This window comes from Cryptosporangium sp. NPDC051539, from assembly GCF_044454545.1.
Classification (GTDB): Bacteria; Actinomycetota; Actinomycetes; order Mycobacteriales; family Cryptosporangiaceae; genus Cryptosporangium.
The window spans coordinates 60,657-78,762 of sequence record NZ_JBITDV010000016.1 but is presented as its reverse complement, the minus strand read 5'-3'; the positions used below and the strand labels follow the sequence as shown (position 1 = coordinate 78,762).

At 70.1% G+C, this 18,106-nt stretch carries 18 protein-coding genes; 8 read left to right on the top strand and 10 right to left on the bottom strand.

The genetic code is table 11. The features are described from left to right. Positions 1-44: 44 nt before the first annotated feature. From sigM to ACIBZJ_RS38180, 5 genes are all read left to right on the top strand, one after another. Positions 45-656, top strand: a complete 612-nt coding sequence (gene sigM, locus ACIBZJ_RS38200) for an RNA polymerase sigma factor SigM (RefSeq protein WP_395938512.1) — start codon at positions 45-47, stop codon at positions 654-656. Further along, positions 653-1,570 carry a hypothetical protein gene (locus ACIBZJ_RS38195; RefSeq protein ID WP_395938511.1) on the top strand — a complete coding sequence of 306 codons (918 nt, stop codon included), beginning with the start codon at positions 653-655 and terminating at the stop codon, positions 1,568-1,570. Before sigM ends, ACIBZJ_RS38195 begins: the two co-directional genes overlap by 4 nt. An 86-nt stretch (positions 1,571-1,656) precedes the next feature. Beyond that, complete coding sequence (trxB, locus tag ACIBZJ_RS38190) at positions 1,657-2,595, top strand: thioredoxin-disulfide reductase (RefSeq protein ID WP_395938510.1); 939 nt, start codon at positions 1,657-1,659, stop codon at positions 2,593-2,595. A gap of 53 nt (positions 2,596-2,648) precedes the next feature. Further along, entirely contained in the window at positions 2,649-2,972 is a 324-nt protein-coding gene (trxA, locus tag ACIBZJ_RS38185) for a thioredoxin (protein WP_395938509.1), read from the top strand. A gap of 263 nt (positions 2,973-3,235) precedes the next feature. After that, complete coding sequence (locus tag ACIBZJ_RS38180) at positions 3,236-4,390, top strand: N-acetylmuramoyl-L-alanine amidase (RefSeq protein ID WP_395938508.1); 1,155 nt, start codon at positions 3,236-3,238, stop codon at positions 4,388-4,390. A gap of 12 nt (positions 4,391-4,402) precedes the next feature. Here the strand turns inward: ACIBZJ_RS38180 and ACIBZJ_RS38175 are convergent, their stop codons facing one another. After that, positions 4,403-5,032 carry a GNAT family N-acetyltransferase gene (locus tag ACIBZJ_RS38175; protein ID WP_395938595.1) on the bottom strand — a complete coding sequence of 210 codons (630 nt, stop codon included), beginning with the start codon at positions 5,030-5,032 and terminating at the stop codon, positions 4,403-4,405. Positions 5,033-5,240: 208 nt separating this feature from the next. On the opposite strand from ACIBZJ_RS38175, the gene ACIBZJ_RS38170 reads away from it, so the two are divergent. Together ACIBZJ_RS38170 and ACIBZJ_RS38165 are read left to right on the top strand one after the other, a co-directional pair. After that, positions 5,241-6,554 (top strand): PLP-dependent aminotransferase family protein, encoded by a 1,314-nt coding sequence (locus ACIBZJ_RS38170; protein WP_395938507.1) that lies wholly within the window; start codon positions 5,241-5,243, stop codon positions 6,552-6,554. Further along, on the top strand, positions 6,551-7,495 hold the full coding sequence (locus ACIBZJ_RS38165; RefSeq protein WP_395938506.1) for a D-alanine--D-alanine ligase: 945 nt from the start codon (positions 6,551-6,553) through the stop codon (positions 7,493-7,495). Before ACIBZJ_RS38170 ends, ACIBZJ_RS38165 begins: the two co-directional genes overlap by 4 nt. On the opposite strand, the gene ACIBZJ_RS38160 is transcribed toward ACIBZJ_RS38165, so the two are convergent. After that, positions 7,492-8,136 carry a GNAT family N-acetyltransferase gene (locus tag ACIBZJ_RS38160; RefSeq protein ID WP_395938505.1) on the bottom strand — a complete coding sequence of 215 codons (645 nt, stop codon included), beginning with the start codon at positions 8,134-8,136 and terminating at the stop codon, positions 7,492-7,494. The genes ACIBZJ_RS38165 and ACIBZJ_RS38160 overlap by 4 nt on opposite strands. Before the next feature lie 2,050 nt (positions 8,137-10,186). Here ACIBZJ_RS38160 and ACIBZJ_RS38155 point away from each other — a divergent pair. Beyond that, complete coding sequence (locus tag ACIBZJ_RS38155) at positions 10,187-10,453, top strand: RidA family protein (RefSeq protein WP_395938504.1); 267 nt, start codon at positions 10,187-10,189, stop codon at positions 10,451-10,453. Between the two features lie 596 nt (positions 10,454-11,049). Here ACIBZJ_RS38155 and ACIBZJ_RS38150 read toward each other — a convergent pair. The 8 genes from ACIBZJ_RS38150 to rpmH form a co-directional block, all read right to left on the bottom strand. Then, entirely contained in the window at positions 11,050-12,036 is a 987-nt protein-coding gene (locus ACIBZJ_RS38150; protein ID WP_395938503.1) for a ParB/RepB/Spo0J family partition protein, read from the bottom strand. Further along, a complete protein-coding gene (locus tag ACIBZJ_RS38145; RefSeq protein WP_395938502.1) occupies positions 12,033-13,400 on the bottom strand; it encodes a ParA family protein in 1,368 nt (455 codons plus the stop codon). The genes ACIBZJ_RS38150 and ACIBZJ_RS38145 overlap by 4 nt, the downstream gene beginning before the upstream one ends. Positions 13,401-14,263: 863 nt before the next feature. Next, positions 14,264-15,064 carry a 16S rRNA (guanine(527)-N(7))-methyltransferase RsmG gene (gene rsmG / locus ACIBZJ_RS38140; RefSeq protein WP_395938501.1) on the bottom strand — a complete coding sequence of 267 codons (801 nt, stop codon included), beginning with the start codon at positions 15,062-15,064 and terminating at the stop codon, positions 14,264-14,266. Further along, the gene (locus ACIBZJ_RS38135; RefSeq protein WP_395938500.1) at positions 15,061-15,588 is read right to left on the bottom strand and encodes a protein jag; all 528 of its coding nucleotides are present in this window, start codon (positions 15,586-15,588) and stop codon (positions 15,061-15,063) included. The genes rsmG and ACIBZJ_RS38135 overlap by 4 nt, the downstream gene beginning before the upstream one ends. A gap of 70 nt (positions 15,589-15,658) precedes the next feature. Beyond that, positions 15,659-16,786, bottom strand: a complete 1,128-nt coding sequence (gene yidC / locus ACIBZJ_RS38130) for a membrane protein insertase YidC (RefSeq protein WP_395938499.1) — start codon at positions 16,784-16,786, stop codon at positions 15,659-15,661. Further along, positions 16,783-17,052: a membrane protein insertion efficiency factor YidD gene (gene yidD / locus ACIBZJ_RS38125; protein WP_395938594.1), complete on the bottom strand. Its 270-nt coding sequence runs from the start codon at positions 17,050-17,052 to the stop codon at positions 16,783-16,785. Before yidD ends, yidC begins: the two co-directional genes overlap by 4 nt. A gap of 53 nt (positions 17,053-17,105) precedes the next feature. After that, positions 17,106-17,468 carry a ribonuclease P protein component gene (rnpA, locus tag ACIBZJ_RS38120; protein ID WP_395938498.1) on the bottom strand — a complete coding sequence of 121 codons (363 nt, stop codon included), beginning with the start codon at positions 17,466-17,468 and terminating at the stop codon, positions 17,106-17,108. A gap of 17 nt (positions 17,469-17,485) precedes the next feature. After that, positions 17,486-17,623, bottom strand: a complete 138-nt coding sequence (gene rpmH, locus ACIBZJ_RS38115) for a 50S ribosomal protein L34 (protein WP_035859730.1) — start codon at positions 17,621-17,623, stop codon at positions 17,486-17,488. Positions 17,624-18,106: the final 483 nt, after the last annotated feature.

The window sequence follows — 18,106 nt, the reverse complement described above, 5'->3', positions numbered from 1 at the left end:
GCCGTCCACCTGCCGGTGGCGGTCAGGCTCTAGTCTCTGCGTCCATGCGACCGCCGCACAGCGGGCTCGACGACCGGAGCCTGCTGCACGCCCACGTGGACGGGGACTCCGAGGCCTTCGCCGAACTCGTCCGGCGGCACCGGGACCGGTTGTGGGCCGTCGCGCTGCGGACGCTCGGCAACACCGAGGACGCCGCGGACGCACTCCAGGACGCGCTTCTCTCCGCGTACCGGTCGGCCGGCAGCTACCGCGGAGAAGCGGCCGTCACCACCTGGATGCACCGGATCGTGGTCAACGCCTGCCTCGACCGGGTGCGCAGGAGGCAGGCGCGCCCCACGGTCCCCCTCCCGGAGGACGACGGCCGGGCTCCCGCCGCCCCGAACGATCCGATCGCTTCACGTGAAACGGCGATCGACGTCCGGGCCGCGCTGTTCGAGCTCCCGGACGACCAACGCATCGCGCTGGTGCTGGTCGACGTGCAGGGCCATCCGGTGGCGGACGTCGCGGAGATGCTGGGGATAGCGGTCGGCACTGTGAAGAGCCGCTGCGCCCGCGGCCGGGCGCGTCTGGCTCTGCGTCTGGGCCATCTCCGGAACCCGGACGGCGGGCGACGCGTCGAACCCACGGAAGAGCCCACGGAAGGAGGTGCTCGGTGACACCGTCCGAACTCGATCAACTGGCGGACTTCGCCGAAGGCCTCCTCGACGGCACCCCGGACGGCGACGCGGTCGCCGGGCGGATCGCGACCGACCAGGAATGGGCCGACGCCTACCGGCAGCTGACCGCCTCGCTGCCCGGCATCACGACCGCGCTCGGCGACCTCGACGAGGCCCCCATGCCCGACGACGTGGCCGCACGCCTCGAGGCCGCGCTGGCCGCCGAACCGCCGCTCCGGCGTCGTCCCGAGGGGCGTCCGCGGCCCTCGGAGAGCGACGAGGACGGCCCGGCAGGCCCGTGGGTGTCTCCGGAACCGGACGATCGGCTCAGCGCTCAGCGAGCGGCTCGTTCGCGCCGGAGCCGCGCCAAGGTCGGCCAGTGGGTCGCGGCGGTGGCCGCGGTCGCGCTGATCGCCCTCTGCGGCGTCGGGGTATTCAGGTCGGTCGAGCCGGCGAGCGACGACTCCGCGAGCACGTCGTCCGCCGGTGACTCCGCGCCGAGCGCGCTGGCCGCACCGGCCGCGCCGGGTGGCGTCCACGTCTCCGGTACCTCGTACTCGACCGCGGAACTCGGGCAGCAGGCCCGCGCCATGCTCTCCGGTCCGACCCAGGACACGAAGCAGCTGCCGGAGGCGGCGCCGCCGACGAAGGTGGGGTCGCCGCCGGTGCCCGCAGCGGACACCCTGGGCGCACTGCAGCGGCTGACGAGGCCGACGGAGCTCGCCGCCTGTCTGGGCGCGCTCGGTCTCGGGCAGCCCCTGGCGGTCGACTACGCGACCCTGGAGGGAACGCCTGCGGTCGTCATCGTGACCGAGGACACCGACCCCGGCCGGCTCGTGGTGGTCGCCGCTGGAGCGAACTGCGGGATCGGCGGAGCCGGCGACGAACGGGCGCGCACCACCGTCGCGCGCTGAATGTGACCCGCGGCTCGGCCCGGGCCCGGGAATGCGGGCACCTACCATGGCGTTTGCGTGACTGTCACGGCAATCAGGAGGAAGACGTGGGCAGCGAAGAGATCCGGAACGTGATCATCATCGGGTCCGGTCCGGCTGGTTACACCGCAGCCGTCTACACCGCCCGGGCGTCCCTGAAGCCGCTGGTGTTCGAGGGCGTGCAGTCCGGTGGCGCGCTGATGACGACTACCGAGGTGGAGAACTTCCCCGGTTTCCCGGGCGGGATCGACGGTCCCGACCTGATGGACAACATGCGTAAGCAGGCCGAGGCGTTCGGCGCCGAGCTGCTGACCGACGACGTCACCGAGGTCGACCTGTCCGGCCCGATCAAGGTCGTGAAGGTGGGCCAGCGCGAGTACAAGGCCCGCGCGGTGATCCTCGCGACCGGTTCGGCCTGGCGCCCGCTCAACATCCCCGGCGAGCAGGAGTTGCTCGGCCACGGCGTGTCGGCCTGTGCGACCTGTGACGGGTTCTTCTTCAAGAACAAGAAGATCGCGGTCATCGGCGGCGGCGACTCGGCGATGGAGGAGGCGACGTTCCTCACCCGCTTCGGCGACACGGTGACGATCGTCCACCGGCGCGACGAGTTCCGCGCCTCGCAGATCATGGTCGACCGCGCGAAGGCGAACGACAAGATCGACTTCCGGGTCAACAGCATCCCGACCGAGATCCTCGGTGAGGGCGGCAAGGTGGTCGGCGTCCGGCTGAAGGACACGGTCACCGGTGACGAGTCGGTGATCGACGCCGAGGGCGTGTTCATCGCGATCGGTCACGACCCGCGCAGTGCCCTCTTCCAGGGCAAGGTCGAGATCGACCCCGAGGGCTACGTGAAGGTCGACGCTCCGAGCACCCGCACCAACGTGCCCGGCGTGTTCGCGTGTGGCGACCTGGTCGACCACACCTACCGGCAGGCGATCACCGCTGCCGGAACGGGTTGTGTCGCGGCGCTCGACGCCGAGAAGTACGTCGCCGCTCTGACCGAATAAATCCCCTACCATCCCGTTTGCCGGGTCGTACCACCCCGAAGAAGGAGAAAGCCATGGCCAACGCCAAGGCCGTCACGGACGCCAGCTGGACCGCCGACGTTCTGCAGAGCGACACGCCGGTCGTCGTCGACTTCTGGGCCGAGTGGTGCGGCCCGTGCCGCAAGGTCTCGCCCGTGCTCGACGAGATCGCCGCGGAGCTGGGCGAGAAGATCCAGCTGGTCAAGCTCAACATCGACGAGAACCCGAACACCGCCCGCGACTACGGAGTGATGTCGATCCCGACGATCACCGTGTTCAAGGGCGGCGAGCAGGTCAACACGATCATCGGCGCGCAGCCGAAGGGCCAGATCGTCAAGATGATCGAGAGCGCTCTGTAAGCGTTTGCGCTGGTAGAGCACGTAGCTCCGGCCGCACCACGCGGCCGGAGCTTTTCGTTGTTCGGACAAGCGGGTACGAGGCACCGATCAAGGGGCACATACCCGACACGCGACTCGCCGTGGCACGCTACGGTGCGCTGTCGTAGCCGCGACGCGTTACGGTCGTTGGTCGCGGCCCCAAGCCGGTCCGGAGGTCTTCCGGCCGGTTCCCCTATTCGGTTCCCCCGACCGAAGGGTCGTGGATGGAAGGAGCGACTGACCCCATGCAGTTCATCAAGCGTGGCACCACGGGTCCGGCGGCCGCCGAGGTCAAGTCGACGCTGGTGACGTTGGGGTTGATCGCCGATGCTGACACCACCGAAGCGCCGGAAGACGTCCTCTTCGACGCGGTCTGCGAGCTCGCGCTGCGGGAGTTCCAGCAGGCCCGCGGGCTGAGCGTCGACGGCGTCGTCGGGCCGGAGACCTGGCGTTCGCTGGTCGCGGCCCGCTGGCGGCTCGGCGATCGCGTCCTGCACCGCTCGGTCAGCGAGCCCCTGCTCGGCGACGACGTCCGCACGTTGCAAGAGCGTCTGCTCGAGATGGGCTACGACGTCGGGCGCGCGGACGGCATCTTCGGCCAGCGCACCGAGACCGCACTCCGGGCGTTCCAGCGTGAGGTCGGCCTGGCGGCCGACGGCACGATGGGCACGCTCACGATGCGTGCACTGCGCCAGCTGGGCCGGAAGGTCGTCGGTGGGCGTCCGCAACTGCTCCGCGAGTCCGCGATGCTCTACCACGCCGGGCCGGCGCTCTCGGGCAAGCGCGTGGTCATCGACCCGGGCCACGGCGGCAACGACCCCGGCATGATGGCTCAAGACGGTCCGATGACGTGGACCGAGGCGCACCTCGTCTACGACCTGGCCAACCGGCTCGAGGGCCGGTTCTCCGCGATCGGCGTCCGCGCCGACCTCACCCGGGGCCGCGACCACGAGCGCACCGGCGCCGAGCGCGCGGCACTCGCGAACACGCTCGGTGCCGACCTGCTGATCAGCCTGCACATCGACAGCAACCCGAACCCGGCCGCGAACGGCGTCGCGACGTACCACTTCGGTACCGGGTCCGGCGTCAGCTCGACGGTGGGGGAGCGGCTGGCCGGCCTGGTGCAGCGGGAGATCGCCGCCCGCACCGGGTTGCTGGACTGCCACACGCACGCGAAGACCTGGGAGATCCTGCGGCTGACCCGGATGCCCGCCGTCCAGATCGAGCTCGGCTACTTGAGCTCGCCGATCGACCGTCAGCGGCTGATCGACCCCGCGTTCCGCGACACGGTCGCGGAGGCGATCCTGATCGCCGTGCAGCGGGTGTTCCTGCCGGTCGAGGCCGACGTGAAGACCGGATCCCTCGACCTGTCGGCCCTCAAGGCCATGCAGTTCAGCTGATACGGGTCCGCGTCAGCTGGAGCGGTGGGCGGGGCCGAGCGCCAGCGAGGGGCTCATCGAGCCCAGCAGCTTCTCCAGCGCATACTCGACGTCGGACTTCCAGGAGAGCGCCGTGCGCAGGTCGAGGCGCAGCCTCGGCCAGCGCGGGTGCGGCCGGACGGTCTTGAAGCCCACCGCGAGCAGGTAGTCGGCGGGGACCAGGCACTCGGGCTGGTCCCACCGGGCGTCCGCGAACGCCTCGATCGCCTTCACACCGCGCTTGGTGAGGTCCTTGGCCACTCCCTGTACCAGCATGCGTCCCAGGCCGCCTCCGACGAACTGAGGCACGATGTAGGCCGTCATCAGCAGGGCGGCGTCACCGCTGACCGGGCTGGTCGGGAACGCCACCGACCGCGGTACGTACGCCGGCGGGGCGAACAGCACGTAACCGGCCGGGACGCCGTCGACGTACGCGAGCTTGCCGCAGGAGCCCCATTCGAGCAGCGTGCTCGAGATCCAGGCTTCCTTTTCCAGCCCCGGATCGCCGCACTCGATCGCCCGGTCCTGACTGACCGGGTCGAGTTCCCAGAACACGCACGACCGGCACCGGGTCGGAAGATCTTCCAGCGTGTCGAGCGTGAGGCTGACCAGCCGACGTGACATCAGCGGATCGACCTCCTTCGAGATCAGCTCGGGGTCCGCCCGATTGATCATGGTAAAGGCGTACCCGGTGGTGCGGAAGGGTCCGACGCGCTGGTCGGTAGTCTGGCTGAGGGGCTCGATCCCGGCTGGACCGGCTAATTGGCTTGGTCGGAGTGGGTGATCGAGCCGCAGAATGCTCGACGGCACTGTCGATGCGGAAGGCGAGCGCATGAGCGGCACGACACTGGACGACTACACCGATCGCTACGCCGGGCGGATGCGCGGCATGACCGTCTCCGAGGTTCGCGCACTGTTCGCCATGGCGAGCCGGCCGGAGATCGTGTCGCTGGCAGGTGGGTCGCCGTTCGTGTCCGCACTTCCGCTCGACGAGATCGCCGACCTGACCGCCGCACTGATCCGCGACCGCGGCGCCGAGGCGCTGCAGTACGGCACCGGCCAGGGTGATCTGCGGCTGCGTGAGCTCGTGTGCGAGGTCATGGCCGTCGAAGGGGTACTCGGCTCGGCCGAGGACGTCGTCATCACGGTCGGCTCCCAGCAGGGCCTCGACCTGGTCTCCCACCTGTTCCTCGACCCGGGCGACGTCGTGCTCGCCGAAGGCCCCTCCTACGTCGGGGCGCTCGGCACGTTCGCCGCGGCCGAGGCCGAGGTGGTGCACGTCCCGATGGACTCTTCCGGTCTCATACCTTCTTTGCTGGACGAGACGCTTCGCCGTCTCGCGGCTGAAGGCCGGCGGGTGAAGTTCCTGTACACGGTGCCGAACTTCCAGAACCCGACCGGGGTGACGCTGACCGAGGACCGCCGGGACGCGATCGTCGAGCTGGCCGAGAAGTACGACCTGCTGATCATCGAGGACAACCCGTACGGGCTGCTGGGCTTCGAAGACGGGCCGGGCCAGGCGCTGCGGGCCCGCTCGTCCGACCGGGTGATCTACCTCGGGTCGTGCTCGAAGATGTTCGGCGCCGGCCTGCGCACCGGCTGGGTGCTGGCGCCCCCGGCCGTCCGCGAGAAGCTCGTGCTGGTGAACGAGTCGCAGATCCTGAGCCCGGCCATGCTGACGCAGATGATCGCGTCGGAGTACCTGGGCAAGTACCCGTGGCGCGAGCAGCTGAAGGTGTTCCGGGAGATCTACCGCGAGCGCCGTGACGTGATGCTCGACGCGTTGTCGACGCACATGCCGGCCGGAGTGTCGTGGACGCACCCGCGCGGTGGCTTCTTCGTCTGGGCCACGGTGGGCGACGGGCTCGACACCAAGGCCATGCAGCCCCGCGCGCTGGCTCACAAGGTCGCCTACGTGCCCGGCATCGGCTTCTACGCCGACGGCACCGGGCGGCAGAACATGCGGTTGTGTTTCTCGTCCGCCTCGCCCGACCGGATCCGGGAAGGGATCCACCGGCTGGCCTCGGTCGTCGAGGAAGAGACCGAGTTGCGTCAGGTCTTCAACACGCCGGCAGCAGTCCGCCGCGGTCCGCACGGTGGCCCGGTGTCCCGTACCTCGTTCGCACCCGGACCGGAGCTGGCATGAGCAGGAACGTCCTCGTCCTGGCCGGTGGCCTCTCGTACGAGCGGGAGGTGTCGCTTCGCTCCGGCCGCCGGGTCGCGGACGCCCTGCGGCGCAGTGGCGTCGACGCCACGATCCGTGACGTCGACGCCGGCCTGCTGACCGCGCTGGAGACCGAGCGGCCCGACGCTGTGTTCATCGCGCTGCACGGCGCCAGCGGCGAGGACGGGGCGCTGCGGGGAGTGCTCGACCTGCTCGGCATCCCGTACGTGGGCGCGGGCTCGGACGCGTCCCGCGTCGCCTGGGACAAAGCCGCCGCGAAGGCGCAGCTGCGCGCCGTCGGGCTCCCGACGCCGGACTGGATCGCGCTGCCGCACGAGACGTTCCGCGAGCTCGGCGCCCAGACGCTGCTCGACCGGATCGTCGAGCGGCTCGGCATGCCGCTGATGGTGAAGCCGGCGTCGGGTGGGTCGGGCCTGGGTGCCCAGGCCGTCCGGACGGTCGAGGAACTGCCGAGCGCGATGGTCGCCTGCTTCGGCTACTGCGACACCGCGCTGATCGAGCGGTTCGCCAGCGGCGCCGACATCGCGGTGAGCATCATCGAGTCGGCGATGGGGCCGCAGCCGCTGCCCGCCGTCGAGATCGTCCCCGCGGACGGGATCTACGACTACACCGCCCGGTACACCGCCGGCACCACTACGTGGCACGCGCCCGCCCGGCTCGACCCGGAGACGGCCGAGCGGGTCGCCGAGACCGCGGTCGCGGCACACGATGCCCTCGAGCTCCGCGATCTGTCGCGTGTGGACCTGCTCGTCGACGAATCCGGTGGCATCCAGGTCCTGGAGGTCAACGTCTCGCCGGGCCTCACCGAGACGAGTCTTCTGCCGATCGCGGTGCAGGCGGCTGGTCTCGATTTCGGGACCGTGCTGGCGGAGTTGGTGGAGCAGGCGATCAAGCGGGTCTAGAGGTCCAGCCAGAAATGGACCTCGTCGCGGCTGTCGTGGGGTGCGACCCGGATCGCGCCGGGGATCCGGCCGACCTCGCGATAGCCGCACCGCTTGTAGAAACGCTCCGCACCCGTGCCGCTGCGCGTCATCAACGTCAGCGCTTCCAGCCCGAGCGTTTCCTTGGCGTAGGAGGCGGCCGCCGCCATCAGAGCCGTCCCCAGTCCGGCGCCCTGGAAGTCCGGATCGACCTGCACCCGGTAGACCGTTCGCCAATGCCGGCGAAGAAGGCTCTCGCTCTCGGCGAGCAGAAGCCACGCCACGACGCGCTCGCCCGTTAGGGGCACTGAGGGGCTCGTAGCGGGCCTATTGTCGGGATCGGTCCCAGGGATATGGACGAGGTCGTTCTGGGCGTTCTGGCGGGTTTCTAGAGGTGCTCCGTTTCGGAGTGATTTACACGTTTTTTCGGTTTCGGTCGGCATGGTGAGGCAGACGAGCGCGTCGGTACCCTGCCGCACCTTTTCGAACGACCGAGCCGCCGTAGGACGAATGTCCGCCGCCGTCACCGGCGGAACGAAACCCACCGACCCGCCGTCGTTCGTGACGCGCGCCCACATGTCGATGAGGTGGTCACGGAGGTCGTCGGTCAGTGGCGGATTCACGACGACGGTCGGTGGGCCAACTTCGTGTTGCACGATCTCTCCAGGCTTCGGGGATGGAGTGGTTTTCGGGGGCTGGCGCCGGCCGCGGCATTGCGGCAGGCGCGTTGCGGCCCGGTGGGGGAGCAGGCTGGAGCGAGCGTTCCGCTCAGCCAGATAACAAGCTACTGCCGAGTCGTGACGTCCCCGGGGTCCAAGATCACAGGCACGCGTTCTGGCGTCGGTGTGGTGGGTCCGAGGTGGCACGTGCCTGGCCGCGTCTCGGCCGGTGCGACCCGAGCCGAGCCGAGCCGAGGTCGGTGCTGGCTGACCGCGAGGCGGGACAGGCTCGGCGCTGGCCGACCGGGAGGCGGGACGACAGGCTCGGCGCTGGCCGACCGCGAGGCGGACTGGCGCCGGCCGACCGGGAGCCGGACCGGCGCCGGCCGACCCGAGGCCGGGCCGGACTCGGCGCGTGCCGACCGCGAGCCCACCGCCAGCCGACCGCGAGCTGACCGCGAGGCGAACCGGACTCGAGCCTGCGCCGTCTGCGAGCGGCGAACCGCGCTGCCTCGGAGCGTGCCGACCCCCGGACCGCCCGCCCGCTTCGGCTGCGGCGTGCGCCTGGCCACGAGGCGAGGTGAACCTGCGGCCTCGGCCTGCGCCAGCCGCGAGGCGAGCACGAGCCAGCAGGCGCAGGTGGCCCGAGCACCGCGCAGTTCTCGGCGGATTACCGACCGAGCAGGCCCAGCGGACCCGCGGGCGATCGATCGCGGTGGCTATCGGCGAACCGAGCGCTCGATTCGTCGACGTCGCTCCCCGCGCACCACACGCGAAGGAGACCGTCGGACACCGCGAAGAAGCTCGGACATGCCCCCATCCTCTCTTGCCCGACCCCGAGCCGCCCACCCAATAACCCTGCGAGCCTCGGCATCCGGTCGACCACCTCGCGCAACGCTCCGGTCTCAACGCCGCCAGTCGTCGTGGACCCGCTCAATCAAGCCGCCGCAGCCGGACGAAGGACGCCGCCGACCCGCGCCATAGCCAACTCGAACCGCCGCCCCAACCCGAGCCCCGGCGAGCAAGAACCCGGCACCCGGGCGAGTCGCTGTATCGCCACCGTGGAAGACCGAGTCTCCCAACGCCCGCATCCGAGCCGGAGCAACGCACTCAGACCGCGGCCCGCTTCTCTGGGTCTGTCCTCCACCTGCACGCTGCCCGAGCACCCCGACCGCGCCCCGGCGCACCCATCGTCCTGCGGACCCGCGCCGTACCGGATCGAGCGGCGCCGTGAAGGCACGGACGGTCGTCCCCGTCCCCGCGGATCCGCCTACGCGCTCAGGGCCACACCCACTCGCCTTCCGACGCGAATACCTTGGGGGCACCCCAGCGAGAGCGGCGTCCCCTGCGCCCGACCGCGCATGTCTGCGACAGCGTCCACTCGGTGGGCCTCAGGAGCGACGTCCACCATCTCAACCGCTACAACGACTAGTCCGGGGGAGCCCGAACCCAGGGGTCGTCGTTCGGCTCACACCCCGAGGCACTGAGAACGTGATCCTGCCCCGGATCGACACACAGACCTCGCGATCGGACTGGAATCAGCCGCGAACTCCGGCGCGGTTCTGCTCGACACCGCCAGGAACCGGATCACCTGCGTGGTCGACGCCCACCACGCCTGCCAGCTCGAGGCCGAGCCGAAAGGCTCCGCCGCTACCCGCCGATCATCGTCGACGAGGTCGGCTTTACCACCGGCCGATCGGACGCGGCCAACCTGTTCCGGCTCTCCAACCTGTTCCAGCGCGTGGGCTCCCGCCACGAGCAGGGCTCGATTGTCGTCACTCGAACCTGCCCCGTCGGCCATCGCAGGAGAGACCTTCCCCGGCGACGTCGGGGTCGCCGCAATGACCCGACCGCCTCGTCCACCACGTCGAGGTCCTCACTCCGACCGACGACTCCCACCGCGCCCGGCAGCGCCGCGGACTCCTCCGCCAACGACAACCGGGCCGGAGACCGCTAGCGAAATCCGGATGACTCCCCACCCGCTGAAGCGCGACCGTGGTCGCATGCTCACCAGATGCTCAACCCACCTGGCCTCCCCACCACCGCGCCCTACGCCTACGCCGCTCTCGCCGGTGCGGGGCAGATGGTGTTCACCGCCGGAGCCTGCCCCCTCGACCCGATTGGTCGCACCACCCCCATCGGCGACCTGGACGGTCAATGCCATCAGGCGATCACCAACCTGACGATCGCTCTGCGGGCGGCCGGCGCCGACCTCTCCGACGTCGTCAAAACCACCATCTATGTCGCGTGTGCTCGGCGAGAAGATCCCAACCACCGCTGAGCCCGCCGACTAGCGCTAGCCCCGCCCGACCACCGCGGGCCCGCGGACTACCACTGGGCCCGTCCAACCACTGCCGGGCCGTCAGACCACCGCAAGTGCGGTGTCCACCTACGTTCACCGGTCGGTGGCAGGCCCGCGAATTGACAGAGGATCGTCGCTCGGCCAGCCGGACGCCGACGATTTCTCATCAGTCTGCGTCTGCCTCGAACCTGTCGTCCAAGCGCCGGACCCGCGGTCTCGCCGTGCACCGGCCTCGCGCGAACCGGTGACATTCGGGGACACCGCCCGGCCCACCCGGACTACCGCCCGGCCCACCCGGCTGCCGCCGGCCTACCGCCCGGCCCACCCGACTACGGCCGGACCACCGCCGGCCCGCCCCACGACCGCCGGGCAGCCGAACGGCACGCACGCCTCGCGCGCAACGCGCCGTCCGCCATTTCCTTGAAGTAGCCACCCCCCACCGCCCCCGCGCGATCCTCCGCGCAGGACGCGACACCCCACTGGGCAGCCCGCCAACCCGCGGGCCCGCCCCACCCGGCGCAAACAAAAGGGCGGCTCCACCACCCCGGTGGGCCGCCCTCCGAACCGCCAGCGCGCTACTTCTCCTCCGCCGGAGCGGCCACTCCCATCGCGTCCGCGATTCGCTCCAGGTCGTCGATCGTGGCGAACTCGATAGTGATGCGACCCTTCCGCTTACCCAGATCCACCTTCACCCGGGTGTCGAACCGATCCGACATCCGGCCAGCCAGATCCTCCAGACCGGGCGCCCGCATCCGCGCCCGCCGGGCCGGAGCGTCTCGCGCCGGGGCCGGCTCCGGGTCGCCGCCGAGCGCGACGATCTCCTCGGTCGCCCTCACCGACAGACCCTCGGCCACGATCCTGGTCGCCAGCCGCTCCTGCGCGTCGTTGTCGTCCAGCGACAGCAGGGCCCGGGCATGGCCCGCACTGAGAACCCCCGCCGCCACCCGCCGCTGAACGGCCGACGGCAGGTTCAGCAGCCGTATCGTGTTGGAGATCTGCGGCCGGCTGCGGCCGATCCGCTTGCTCAGCTCCTCCTGCGTCACGCCGAACTCGGCGAGCAGCTGCTGGTACGCAGCGGCCTCCTCGAGCGGGTTCAGGTCCGACCGGTGGATGTTCTCCAGGAGCGCGTCCCGAAGCAGGTGGTCGTCGCTCGTGTCCCGGATGATCGCCGGGATCGTCTCCCGCCCGATCGCCTTGGACGCCCTCCAGCGACGCTCGCCCATGATCAGCTCGTACGCGCCGGGCGTCTTCTCCCGGACGATGACCGGCTGGAGAATTCCGACCTCCTCTATCGAGGTCTTCAGCTCCTCCATCGCCTCTTCGTCGAACTCGCCCTTGCGGGGCTGCTTCGGGTTCGGCGTGATCGCGTCGACCGGCACCTCACGGAACTGCGCCCCGGGCACCGGCGCGAGATCGGGCCCGCCCACCGAGTAGCCCGTCGCTCCGGTCGCGAACGGCGTCCGCTGGACGACGACCGGGCCGCCGTCCTCCTCCTCGCCCGACAACGGCGCGGCCGGAATCAGCGCACCGAGGCCGCGCCCCAGTCCGCGTCGGTTCTTCACAGGTGTCCTCCCCTAGCGCCGCGCTCCGCGATCTCCCGAGCAGCCTGAAGATAGCTGGTCGAACCGCGAGAACCAGGATCGTAGGTGATCACCGATTGCCCAAATCCGGGCGCCTCCGACACACGCACGCTCCGCGGAATGACGGCACCGAGGACCACCTCACCGAAGTGCCCCCGCACCTCCGCGGCGACCTGGTCGGCGAGCTTGGTGCGCCCGTCGTACATCGTCAGCAGGATCGTGGTGATCTGGACGTCGTTGTTGAGGTGCGCCTTGACGAGTTCGACGTTGCGGAGCAGCTGCCCGAGCCCCTCCAACGCGTAGTACTCGCACTGGATCGGGATCAGCACCTCGCGAGCCGCCACCAACGCGTTGACGGTCAGCAGGCCGAGCGACGGCGGGCAGTCGATGAAGATGTAGTCGATGTCGGCCGGGAACGCGTCGATCGCCCGTCGCAGCCGGTTCTCCCGGGCCACCACCGAGACCAGTTCGATCTCCGCACCGGCGAGGTCGATCGTCGCCGGAACGCAGTAGAGGTTCGGGACGCCTTCGACCGCGACCGTCGCCTCGGCGAGCGGAATGCCGTCGACGAGGACGTCGTAGGTACTGGGGACGCCGGCCCGGTGGTCGACGTTCAGTCCGGTGGACGCGTTGCCCTGCGGGTCGAGGTCGATGACCATCACCCGGCTGCCGTGGAGAGCGAGGGCGACCGCCAGGTTGACCGTCGTCGTGGTCTTACCGACGCCACCCTTCTGATTGGCCACGCACATCACGCGCCGCGCCGGAGGTCGGGGGAGTGCGTCGCCGGCCGGGTTGAGGACTTGCACTGCCCGCCGCGCCTCGATGGCGATCGGCAGATCGTCGTCCTCTGTTTCACGTGAAACGTCGCCCGGAAGCACACGAGCGTCCATGGAGAGCGGGTCTGTTTCACGTGAAACGTCGTACGGGTCAGGCACCGTTTCACGTGGAACGGCGGTGGCGTCATCCAGCACGGCGCGGATTCGTCGCTGACTCTCGCCCGCCCCGCTGGTAAGAGAATGGGGGGCAGACTGAGCGGGGTCGCTCACGTCGATCTCCTGGACCTGTTCATTACCGGACTCGGGGGAAGCTGGCCCGAGGGGCTCAGCGGTGTCCGCCGACGCTGCAGTCGCTGCGCCTTGCTCATGGGGAGAGGCATCGGCGAGGGTCGCACCGGCTGTCACCGACGGTACCGTCCCGGCGCGCGGATCCTCTGCCCGACCGACAACTCTGTGGATGAGATCGCGCAACGAATGGTTGATTCCGTCGTCTTTCTCCGCAGCGGCGCCCCCGGCGGCCTCGGACCCGCCGAGAAGCTCGTCGATCGACGGCGGAAAGACCATCTCCAAACGCCCGCCCTCAACCCGAAGCCCCTCGTCCGGCCCCGCGACCCCCCGCCCCGCAGCCCCGCGAATCCCAGACCCATAGCCCCCAGACCCACGGCTCCCGGAGCTACGACTCCCGGAGCTACGACTCCCAGACCCACGGCCCCCGGACCCATAGCTCCCAAACCCCTTGCCGCCGAACCCATGGCCCTCAGACCCATCGCCCTCGGACCCGCGATCTCCAGAGCCCGCGTCTCCGGACCCCACGTCCCCGGACCCCACGCCTCCGGACCCCACGCCTCCAGACCCCACGCCTCCAGACCCCGCGTCCCCAGACGCCACGCCTCCAGACCCCGCGTCCCCAGACGCCACGCCTCCAGACGCCGCGTCCCCAGACGCCACGCCTCCAGACCCCGCGTCCCCAGACCCCACGTCCCCGGACCTCACGTCCCCAAGCCCGCGTACTACAACCCCCCGCTCACCGTCCACCCGCGACCGAGCCGCGCCACCCGATCGATCCCCGGACCCAACCCCAATGCCGAACCGCCCAGAATCCCCGGAACCCCCAGAGCCCCCGGAACCCCCAGAGCCCGAAGAAACCCCACCAACCCCCAACGCCCCCTCTGTAGAGAAAGGACCGTCAGGCACCACCCGAAGCGCCCCCGCCCCACCCCCTCCGGCCGTCCCGCCGGCTCCGGCTGTCCCACCCACTCCGGACGACCGTCTCAGCCGCCCACCGGGCCACTCCGACTCCGCCGCGAGCACCTCGTCCAGAAGCTCGAGCTCCGGCCATCCCAGATCCGACGCCCCGCGCCCCGGACGCTGAACCCCAGCGGGCTTCGACTCCGGCCACCCCACTGCGGTGGGCTTCCGAGACGCGTTGTCGGTCATGGTCCGTGCGGTCCTCTCCGTCGACGGCTCGCAGCAGCCGAACCCGACCGCCGCCGACGGGACGGATCACCGCCGGTCCTGGCATCTCGAACGCCAGAACGCCGGGGGCCGCTGGCCCCGGAGCCACCACTGACCACCGAGTCACCACGGAGAATCTCGACCACGGTCGTCGGGGGGTCGACGATGCCGCTTCCGCATTCGACGATACGAGGGGAGACGCCCCCGACCCGCGCTACTGCTGCGGCGTGTTCGGTGATCTCCTCCGCCGCGGACGATCCTTTGAGCGCCAGCATCCGCCCACCGGGCACGCACAGTGGCAGACACCATCCCGCGAGCCGGTCCAGCGGCGCCACCGCCCGCGCGGTGACGATCGACGCCGCCACCTCGCCGACGACCTCTTCCGCCCGCCCGCGTCGCACGGTCACCGAGCCGAGACCCAGTGAGGCGACGGCCTCCGACAGGAACGTCGCCCGCCGGGCGAGCGGCTCCAGCAACGTCACCCGCAGATCCGGCCGCACGATCCCCAACACGATTCCCGGCAATCCGGCGCCGCTCCCCACGTCCACCACCGTGGCGTCCGCCGGAAAAAGGTCAGCAACCACCGCGCAGTTCAGCAGGTGCCGCTCCCACAGACGCGGGGCCTCCCGCGGGCCGATCAGCCCTCGCTCGACCCCAGCCGTCGACAGCAGGGAGGCGTACTCGACGGCGAGCGGCAGACGGGCACCGAAAACCGAGGCCGCAACAGCAGCGAGCCCCGCCGGCGGACCGGCGGGGCTCGCAGGAACTGACGTGCTCATGCGCTCTGCAGATGAACGACCACGCGGCGCTCCGGCTCTTCGCCCTCGGACTCGCTGCGCACGTCGTCGATCGCGCTGATCGCGTCGTGCACGACCTTGCGCTCGAACGGGTTCATCGGACTGAGCTTCACCGGCTCACCCAGCGAACGCGCCTGCTCGACCGCGTTCTTCGCGATCGCCACCAGCTCTTGCCGCCGCTTGGCCCGGTACCCGCCGACGTCGAGCATCAGCCGGCTGCGGACGCCGGTCTGCTGCACGACCGCCAGGCGGGTCAGCTCCTGCAAGGCGTCGAGCGTGGTGCCTCGCGGACCGATCAGCGCGTCGAGCTCGTCACCGATCACCGCGACGATCGCCCGGTCGCCCTCGACGTCCATGTCGATGTCCCCGTCGAAGTCGAGGATGTCCAGCAGCCGCTCGATGTAGTCACCGGCGATGTCACCCTCTTGAACGAGGAGATCGGTATTGCTCGACCCCTCTGCGGCGCCTCCGGCCGCCGGCGCGGTGGTGGGCTGCGTCTCCGTCATCGTTACTCCCTGGCCTGCCGCGCCGCCGCGATGGGGCGCTGAAAAATGAGTCTGTCGGGACCGCGCGAGCTCAGCGCCGGCCGCCCTTCCGTTTCCGGTTCCGGTTGTCCTGTGGTCGGCGCGCTCCGCCGCTGCCGCTGCCGCGCGCCGGAGTCGGCTTGCGCGCCGGTGCGGGCGTATCGGAATCGCCGCCGTCGGACGTGGACCCCTCGGCGGCCTTGGCCGCCTTCTCTGCTGCGGACGCGCGCTCCGCCCGCGCCTGAGCGGTGTCGAACTTGACCGAACTTCCGGACGACTGCTGACGCGTCGCCGTGGTCCGCCCGCCCTTCTTGGGGTTCACCGGCTTGACGCCCGGCTTCGGCGCCATCGCGGCGGCCTTCTCCGGGTCGACCTTCGGGTCACCGGGCTTCGGGATCGGCATCTTGCTGAGCACCCAGAACTGCTGGCCCATCGAGAAGAAGTTCTGCGTCACCCAGTAGACGACGACACCGATCGGGAAGATCGCACCGGAGACCAGGAGCGAGGCCGGGATGCCGTAGAGCATCAGCTTCTGGACCATCGCCTGCGTCGGGTCGGCGGCCACACCGTTGCGCGAGATCATCTGGCGCTGGGTGATGTAGGTCGTCGCGACCATCGTGATGATCAGGATGCCGGCGACCAGCGTCACCGCGACGCGGCTGGCGTCCAACTGGGTGAGCTGTTCGGTCGTGGACCGGAACGCCGCGGCGATCGGCGCACCGAAGATCCGGGCCTCCGACGCGCTGTTGAACTGATCGGCGGTCCAGCCGTACTCGGTGGTCATCGCCTTGAAGGCCGTGTCCGAGTTGGGGTTGATCAGCCGCAGGACGTGGAACAGGCCGATGAAGACCGGGATCTGCAGGAAGATCGGCAGGCAACCCATCAGCGGGTTGGCCTTCTCCCGCTTGTACAGGTCCATCATCTCGGCCTGAAGCTTCTGCTGATCGTTCTTGTGCTTCTCGCGCAGTTCCTTCATCTGCGGCTGGATCGCCTGCATCGCCCGCTGCGACTTGATCTGCCGGACGAAGACGGGGAAGAGCACGACCCGGACCGTCAGCACCAGGAAGACGATCGAGAGCACCCAGGCGGGGCCGGACGGCATGTGGAGCAGCCCGCCCCAGAGGTCGTGCCAGCGCAGCAGGATCCACGAGATTCCCGTGTAGATCCAGTTCAGGTTCACCGAGTAGCTCCAGACAGACGGCGGTTACGGGCACGACGGAAGCGGAAGGCCCACCGGGGCCTCTCCGACGGAACCGGGTCGTACCCGCCGGGGTGGAACGGGTGGCAGCGCATCACACGCCAGCCTGCCAGCAGGATTCCCGCCACCGGGCCGTGGGTGCGCAGTGCCTCCAGCGCATAGGCACTGCAGCTGGGATGGAAGCGGCAGCGAGGGGGAAGGACCGGGCTGATGAACCGGCGATACGCCTCGATCGGAGCGATCAGCACGGCCAGCAGCAGCCGCGATACGCGGCCGGCCGGGGGCGGAGGAGAAGCAGTGCTCATCGTCGGGCCTTCAGAATGCGTCGGAGGGCGCCGTCCAGATCACGGCCCAGTGTCTCCGAGGTTTGGTCGGCGGCGGCGGGCAGTGCCCGGACGACCACCGTGCTGCCGGGTGGCAGCAGTGGCAGCCGGTCCCGGACGAGGTGGCGGAGCTGCCTCGCGACCCGGTGCCGTACGACGGCGTTGCCGACTGCCTTGGAGACAACGAAACCGGCCCGGACGGAGTTCTCCGCCGGGCCGGCATCGATCGTCGGGCCGAGAGCTGCGTGCACGACCAGCGTGCTTCGTCCCGCGCGGTTGCCCGAGCGCAGCACCCGGGTGAAGTCTTCGCGCCGCCGCAGCCGCGCGTGCGCAGGCAGCACGCCGCGCTCCTGCCGTGTCAGGCGGAGAGGCGCGCGCGCCCCTTGAGGCGGCGAGCGGCGATGATGGCCCGCCCCGCGCGCGTGCGCATGCGCAGCCGGAAGCCGTGGGTCTTCGCGCGGCGGCGGTTGTTCGGCTGGTAGGTGCGCTTGCTCACGTCGAGGTCTCCGATGCGTACTAACTGGGTCGGACTGCGGGCGGCTCGGCTACGTCGTGATCTCCGCACCGATAGGTACGGCATAGCCATAGATGGTTTCAGCGTACGTGAGCCAGGACAGGGCCAGCAAATGCAGTCACCGTCCTCCACAGTCCGTGACGGTGGCTCACCCCTTCGCGTCGGTCTCGGCGCGCTCTCGGGTCCCGATCTCAATCTGGCACAACAGGTATGCCCGCAGGCCACGGCCCTGGACGGGACAACGGGTCGGCGCAGCCTGTGGACAACGCCTTGTTGCGTGCTCAGAGACGCTGTTAGCCTGCCCGTTTGCCGGTCCTGGTTGATTCTTGTCGAAATCCCCGTCAGAGCAGTCGGGGGCGTTCGGCCTGGTGAGCCCTTCAGGGAGCGGCCACCCGACACGCCGTCGGCGCCGGGGCACCAAATGTCCGGTTCAGATCGGGGTCCGCGCACTATACACAGGGTGTG